Source organism: Chitinophaga sp. 30R24 (assembly GCF_049056765.1).
Taxonomy (GTDB): domain Bacteria; phylum Bacteroidota; class Bacteroidia; order Chitinophagales; family Chitinophagaceae; genus Chitinophaga.
The window spans coordinates 273,250-280,410 of sequence record NZ_JBJGXX010000005.1 but is presented as its reverse complement, the minus strand read 5'-3'; the positions used below and the strand labels follow the sequence as shown (position 1 = coordinate 280,410).

Annotated in this window: 3 protein-coding genes and 2 pseudogenes; 1 reads left to right on the top strand and 4 read right to left on the bottom strand. The window is 41.9% G+C overall.

Annotated features, from left to right (window positions below; all coding sequences use genetic code 11):
* A pseudogene (locus tag ACDQ55_RS14375) lies at window positions 1-114 on the bottom strand (IS481 family transposase); the annotation flags it as partial.
* Between the two features lie 35 nt (window positions 115-149).
* A pseudogene (locus ACDQ55_RS14370) lies at window positions 150-1,036 on the bottom strand (IS3 family transposase).
* 536 nt (window positions 1,037-1,572) lie between these two features.
* Between ACDQ55_RS14370 and ACDQ55_RS14365 the strand changes: the two are divergent.
* A complete protein-coding gene (locus tag ACDQ55_RS14365) occupies window positions 1,573-3,204 on the top strand; it encodes a tail fiber domain-containing protein (RefSeq protein ID WP_420982097.1) in 1,632 nt (543 codons plus the stop codon).
* Window positions 3,205-3,320: 116 nt separating this feature from the next.
* On the opposite strand, the gene ACDQ55_RS14360 is transcribed toward ACDQ55_RS14365, so the two are convergent.
* Window positions 3,321-4,436 carry a hypothetical protein gene (locus tag ACDQ55_RS14360; protein WP_420982096.1) on the bottom strand — a complete coding sequence of 372 codons (1,116 nt, stop codon included), beginning with the start codon at window positions 4,434-4,436 and terminating at the stop codon, window positions 3,321-3,323.
* A 264-nt stretch (window positions 4,437-4,700) separates the two neighbouring features.
* Window positions 4,701-7,157, bottom strand: a complete 2,457-nt coding sequence (locus ACDQ55_RS14355; protein ID WP_420982095.1) for an MG2 domain-containing protein — start codon at window positions 7,155-7,157, stop codon at window positions 4,701-4,703.
* Window positions 7,158-7,161 lie beyond the last annotated feature (4 nt).

The following is a 7,161-nucleotide window of genomic DNA, read 5'->3' as shown; positions in this document are numbered from 1 at the left end:
GGTGTCAATAAAGGTTTGCTGGTAAATTTTACCTACCCCTTTAATATAACCCACATAGTAGGTATCCTGGGCTCCCAGATAACCTGGGTGCTGAGTCTCTATTTCTCCACGACTTTGATCCTCTGTAAGCTTCCCCTAAAACAAGGCCACTAGGGATTAGAGATTTTGACTTGTAGATGCTTTTGAGCATACTTTACAGGCAACAGATATCCGAGTGACTTATGAGGTCTCTCTATGTTATAATCCCGTTGCCATTCTTCAGCCATGAACCTAACTTCAGTTAAGCTGCTAAACAGATAGGCATTGAGTAACCCTCTACGCAGGCTTCCATTTTTTCGCTCGATAAAAGCATTCTGCGTTGGTTTGCCTGGTTGGATATAAGCTATCCGGATTCCCCTATTCTCGCACCATTCCTGAAGTTTATGGCTGATAAATTCGGGGCCGTTATCTGTCCTCAAACAAGTAGGCTGTCCCCGTTGTTCTATAATTCTTTCCAGTACGCGGATTAGTCGTAATGCAGGTAATGATGTATCTACTTCAATAGCCAATGACTCCCGGTTAAAATCGTCTATGACGTTTAGCAAGCGGAATTTCCTCCCATCCACCAAAGCATCACTCATAAAATCAACGCTCCATACTTCATTAGGGTGATCGGGAATCATCAAAGCTTCCTTTATTCTGGTGGGTAACCTGCGTTTAACCTTCCGGCGGATACTAAGCTGCTCTTCCTTTACAAGAAAATCGGCTCCTTCCCGTTTCTCCTGAGGCGTTACAGCTTTTTTTCAATTAGGTTTTTCATAGCCCGATTTTCAATACAAAGTTCTGCATACATCTTTTTGAGCTCGGCATGTTCTGATTCAAGATCTTTTAGACGCCTGACATCACTGGATTCCATTCCTCCGTATTTTGACTTCCAGTTATAAAAGGTTGCCTCACTAATCCCAAGTGCACGGGCGATATCTTTAACTGCTATCCCCACTTCCTGTCTTTTAAGAGCACTTACTATCTGACTTTCTGTAAAATTTTTCTTTTTCATATTACTAGTTTAAAGTTAATAAATCAATTAATTTATAACTCTAATTCTTGTGGCCGAAATTGGGTGGAGCCGACAGATATAGATGGTTCTATTCTTGCTACTAGAATTAAGGATGGACATAAGAATGAACTAACATTGGCGGAAAAAGAGGTGTTAAAAGTGATATTAAAGATGCCTAAATAGAAGCCTGGTGTGTGTTTTAATAAAATAGTTTCTGTGCAAATTAGAAAACTAAAATGCGATTCTTAATCAGTTTTTACTATTTTTGGTGGCAGATTAAAATTAGCCCCAAAAGAATAATAATTTTGAAGTTTATACAGTATTATGAAATAGTCTCAGCTTTCCTATATCTCACAAATATATTTCGCTTTGTTAACTTTAGTTCTTGATGAAAATATAAGGAGATGCAGGAATATAAGATGAATACCATTACAAGGGGGGATATAATATTATTGCTTCATTTATTTTAAAATATATTGGTGAACTGCTTTAATCACCGTATTTGACAGTACTAAAAGTACCTTATCACCTATACCATGAAATCATTTATTTGTACTATTTTTTTATTGTTTATTATTTCTTTTTGTTACGCCCAACAGGTATATCAGATTAAGGCAGATAGTGTACGCATTTATAATACTTGTGACACCGCCGAACTGATTTTGGAAAACCGCACGCAACAAGTACCAGGTTTCTTGTTTAATAAGGGGAGGGGAAGAACAGAGTTCCAGCAGCTTAAATTGATTGCTTCCGGAAACAATTCTATTGCTATTCAAGGTCAAGATACCCTAAATATAGGTAATATTATATCTACGTGGGGGGATGAGCGTTATGACCTCCTATCTACTAACTTTGTTACAATTCCATGGAATGCTTCTTTATCATGGGAACATTGGCCTCGTAACAAGGTAGTGGGCTACGATGCCTATATGGCGTCTGGTATGCCAGTCCTTTCTGCACAGGCTTTTCAGGGAGAAGGAGATACAACCTATTATAACGGGTTGGTAGTATTAGACAACGATTCTGGCTTTGAATTCACTGTTAATTGGGATGGTGAACTGGAAGGCCCCAATGGCGCTTTTATTCGTTCTAAAGATGATACCAGATATCAGTGGAGTAAATGGCGGGAATTGTTATTCAAAGACTATGCAGATAGGAGTTATATCTTAAATCAGAAGATAACTGCTCAGTCGGCTGATCTATGGATTAAGGGAACTGCCAGGATCGGCGATAGTGTGCTGTTAACTAAGTATAGAAACAATGCAGCTGGCGACAGCGTGTTGACAACAGATGCAGCTGGTAACCTGAAATTGAAGTTTTTGACTGGTAATGGCAATGGAGGAGACATATATACAACAGATGGTACTTTAACCACCAACAGAACCTTGAATGCTGGTCAACGTTCCTTATTTTTTAAAGGGATTAATGAAAAAACAGATTCTACATATATGCTTTTCAATTATGCTGGCGTAAAATTCGGCACTTTGAATGATCCGTTTGTTGGAGGGGGGCTTTCAGAGCTGTCAACAGATAAATATAACGGAGTCCGAGTGAGTTGGTCTAAATCAGATACCGTTGTGTATATCTTGGCTAACAAGTATGGCGCTAGTACCGATTATAATTGGAGTAGTTATACGTTTTCGAATCATGTGGATTACGGTGGTAGTAGCTTGTTGTATATGAAGGGTATGGAGGATGTTAATGGTGGCAAAGAGCTATTGTCATTCAAGCTGGATTCCTCAGCGATCTTGTTTATAAAGGAAGATACAGATCATATGATTGCTGATACATTGTTCCGTATGGATAAATATGGTGTTACAAAATTTAAGGGGGAATTTGAGGCTACTTCTATTTACCAATCTTCGCAACGTATTTTGAAGAAAGATATTCAGCCGTTTGATAGGTCCGCATTGAATCTCCTCAATAAAGCAGCCGTACAGACTTTCAGGTATAAGGCGGATAAAAAGGGTTTGCTGCATATCGGTTTTATTGCAGAGGATGCGCCTGAGGAAATGGTGGCGCCTGAACGCATTGGCATTGACCAGGCGAATACTACAGCCCTGTTGGTGAAAGCCATGCAGGAAATGAGTCAGAAAATGGAGGCATTGCAAAGCGAGATTGGTACACTGAAGAAAGAGCTAAATGAATTGAAGCAACATGCTAACTAACAGAAATATCTACTTTTGAGTCATCCTAAAAGCTGATATACTTTATGTAATACTACGGATAAAACCTGGTCGGCCCGACCAGGTTTTATCCGTAGTATTTATACAAAATTTTTAGGCTACCACTCTCCTTGGAGCGAGTCTACACTATAGATATAATATACATTGCCAGTAAATATAATATGTGCTACCTTATGACGACTTGAATCATAAAATTCGTTGTCACCTATACATAATGAATGACCGTTTAAGTATCCTATGTAAACATGATAAACTCTATCAGAGGGAAGGGGTGTAAGGGGTGGGTATGGCAATGATAACATAATATCGGTTGTTGCTCCAGGGAAGTCAATAAGCAAATTGTAATCATCTACCTGAAGTGTATATTCGGTGGATGGCATTTTTTTTAGATAATTTGCCGGAGTTATTTCTAATTTTTTTAGTTTTAGTTCACCTGAAGCATTTACACTTAGCATACTATCTTCGGTAGCATTATTCTTGTATTTGTTTAACGTTACCTTGTCTTCAATCGTTACCTTGTCTCCAATCGTTGCTGCGCCAGAAATCCATAAGCTGGCGGGTTGTGCGCTGGTATGCTGATTGCGAATGTAGCTCTTGTCTGAAAAGTCTTTAAATACCAGCTCGCGCCAGGCACTCCAAACATGATAAGTATCATCCTTGATACGTAAGAAAGCACCATTGGGACCAAATGATTCACCATTCCAGTTTACGGTAAAATCAAAACCGGTATATGTGTCTCTTGCTACCAAGCCAATATAGTAGTTATTAGCATTCTGGGGTTGAAATGCTTGTTCGGATAAGGTTGGCATGTCGGGCGAGGTGTAGGCCTGGTAACCTATTACCTTGTTAGTAGGCCAATCCGTCCATGAAAGGGACGAATAATTTGGAATGGTGAGAAAGTTGGTAGATATGAGATCATAACGGGAATCCCCCACAGAAGATAGTAGGTTGCCGAGGTGTAAGGTATCTTGTCCCTGGATGGCAATGGAATTGTTGCCGGCATCAATAAGCCGGAGCCGTTGGAATTCAGTACGGCCTCCCCCTTTGTTAAATAGAAAACCAGATACATTTTTAGTCCGGTTTTCCAGAATTAGTTCTGCCGTATCACAGGTACTATAGATGCGTACACTGTCTGCCTTTATTTGATACATACTTTGCGCTGTACAAAATAAGGTAATTAAAAACATGGGAATAGCACAGATGAGCGTCTTCATTCAGTATAGGTTTAATATAAATTTCTAGATTCCTTAGTGTTCACAGGAAAAAGTAGGCTAACGTTATTGTTTAATCTCGAATATTAATATTAATGCACTTTTCATGTGCGTTAATGGTTTCACAACTGCAAGTATACTGCGAATAAAGGGCTTAAACAAGAAAAATGAACAAATAGTGGTTGCTAACTAACGTCAATACCTACTTTAAAGAAAAAGGGCTGACCCTTCATGGATCAGCCCTCCTCAAAAATATAATCACTTCATTTAAAACTCCTGTTCCAGTCTGCCTACGCTACCATCTTCTCCCATCCCTTCTGCCACTAAACGGTAACGTTTAGTGAAGTCGTTGTTATAGAATTCTACTCTGGCAGTATGTGTCAGGGTATCTACGGTAACGGTAGGGTTCCAGTAGAGGGTGAGGCGTTTGTCTGGTAAAGCGTGTATGTCTTTCTTTACAGCATAGTCTGGGGAATAAAATTGTTTCACGATGCTATAGCCGGCTTTTTTATAGAGTTTAAATCCTCTGATGCTGGGATCATTTTTAGGGGCGTTATCTCCGCCTTTCTTGGTATACACGGCAATAGCGCCGTTTGCCCCGCCGAAGCCGCCCATAAATGGAGGACGGAATACCTTAATGAGGGCGATATCATTTACAGAAATAGAAGTTAGTGTATTGATATCTGCCTGCATTTCGTTGAGGTATAAGCCTGGTTTACCACCGCGCCAGGAGAGGGTAGGATTGTTCATGTCGCCGGTGATCTGTAAACCTGCTACTTTAGCTTGCAGGTATTGGAATATATTGAGGGCAACGGGCGTTTCTTTGGTAAGGTCAAAGGTGTAGCCATCGCCGCCGGAGAACATACCGGAGGTATAGCGTTTATCCGTTGTTTCTTCCGGTTTCACTTTCTGTGCGTTTACGTTTACTTCTTTGAGCTGTACGGTTTTGTCGTTGAGCGAATGGTTTACCTTATTGCTTTCAGAAGCGTTGGTCAGGAACAGCTTCAATGTATTATTATCTACGGCTGGCGGTACACGCAGTGGGAAAGGTATCTTTATTTGTGTAGGGCGTTCGAAGAAGTGAGGATCGAATTTTACATCTACGTCTACGCCTTTTTTTACTTTATCGTTACCCTGATAATAGATATAAGCAGTATCAGGGAATAGCATGTTGGAGATCTCAAATATCCCTTCGGCGTTGATGGGCGCCTGGGCGAACATAGAAGAGCTGTCTATCGGCAGTTTGATGATCATATCAAGTTGACCGGTAGGCATAGGACGGCCATTCATGAGATAGGCGATACCTTTTACGGTCAGTCCTTGTTCGTAGGGGTGCCTAATCTGGGGAAAATCATGATTGATGATTTTTTCCCAGCTGAAACGCCTCCAGCCGTTGGTCATCATAACCAGGTCCAGGGCACGTAGGGTGGCGGCGGAATCGTTCTTAAAATACCAGGAAGGATTGTATACAAACCCTTTGATGTCGGAGGTCAGCAGAAAATTGGATACAATGTTATTAGAATTTTTATCTACCGGTACTGCGTCGGCATCGGTGATCGCAATGGAGACATTGGTTTGTATGGTGTCTGGTAAGCGGATCTCGATAGCGTTTTTAGCTCTTGGTTCTTTGTGGGTATCGGCGTCCAGTACGTCCATTTGCAAGAGATCATTTTTACGTACAAAGGCCAGGCGCTCGGAAAGTGGTTGGCCGGATTTGGCGAAAAGGGTGATCTGCAGAATACCTGAGGGCAGTTGGTCTGTAGGGATAAAACCACTGATGCGGCCTTCTCCCACATTCAGGTTGGCTTTATATACCAGCTGTTGTCCCATTTGGGCCATGATCATCAGGTCGTCCAGCGCAGTATCGGCTGCATTAGCAGATACGGCTTGATAGAAGATGCGGCTGCCTTTATTGAATATTTTCAGAGAAGCTCCGGAGGTAACGGGCTTGGGTAAGTCGAAGGTTTTAGATTGCCCTTTTGCGCTTTTTAACACTGCCTGAAAAGCATCTTGTCCGTCGGCGGGAGTAATGTCAATGCTACCCATGCCGTCATGTACGGATTTAACGGCTGCATTACTGCCTTTGGCGTTCTTTACAGTGCCGGATACTTCAATAGGGTAGCCATTGTTGTCGATTGCCTTAAATGCAACGGTATTAGGTTGCCCAGCGATCAGGTTACCGCCTTCAGGAAAGAACTGTACGGCAAAGTCTTGTGTGGTGGCGCTATCGGTAGGAGGCTGTGTTTTTTTGGCCGGGTCGAAGATCTCTATGGTCCTGGAATAACAGAAATCCGGGTCGAAGTTGAGCATCCAGGCGGTATAGGCCCTGAGCTGGTATACGCCTGCTTTCTGAGTTTCGGGAAGCTCAAAGTTACCCGGAGCGCCACCACCACCTGCTGCGAATAATTTCTTCTGAACAATATTATTATTCTTGTCCAGTAGTTCCACATAGAGATTAGTGGCCGAGGTAGAAGGCATTCCCTGGAGGGTGATGTAGCCTTTAAACCAGATGGTTTCCCCTGCGGCATAATAGTCTTTATCGAGGTGGAGGTATACTTTTTCGGCAGGATAACGGGTGCCGAATTGTTGCAATGCCTTTACTATGCGGTCGGACCAGTCATTGGGCGAAGGTAGTATAGCCAGTGCACTCGTTACGCCGGTTAGCAATACGGCTGGAAGCATCCATTTAAGCAGATGACGCTTGTTCTTCAGGTACGGTTGCATGCAA

What these genes read in the sequence shown, in the direction of transcription:
- ACDQ55_RS14365 (WP_420982097.1), top strand. Translation starts at nt 1,573, where the DNA reads ATGAAATCATTTATTTGTACTATTTTTTTATTGTTTATTATTTCTTTT.
- ACDQ55_RS14360 (WP_420982096.1), bottom strand. Translation starts at nt 4,436, where the DNA reads ATGAAGACGCTCATCTGTGCTATTCCCATGTTTTTAATTACCTTATTT.
- ACDQ55_RS14355 (WP_420982095.1), bottom strand. Translation starts at nt 7,157, where the DNA reads ATGCAACCGTACCTGAAGAACAAGCGTCATCTGCTTAAATGGATGCTT.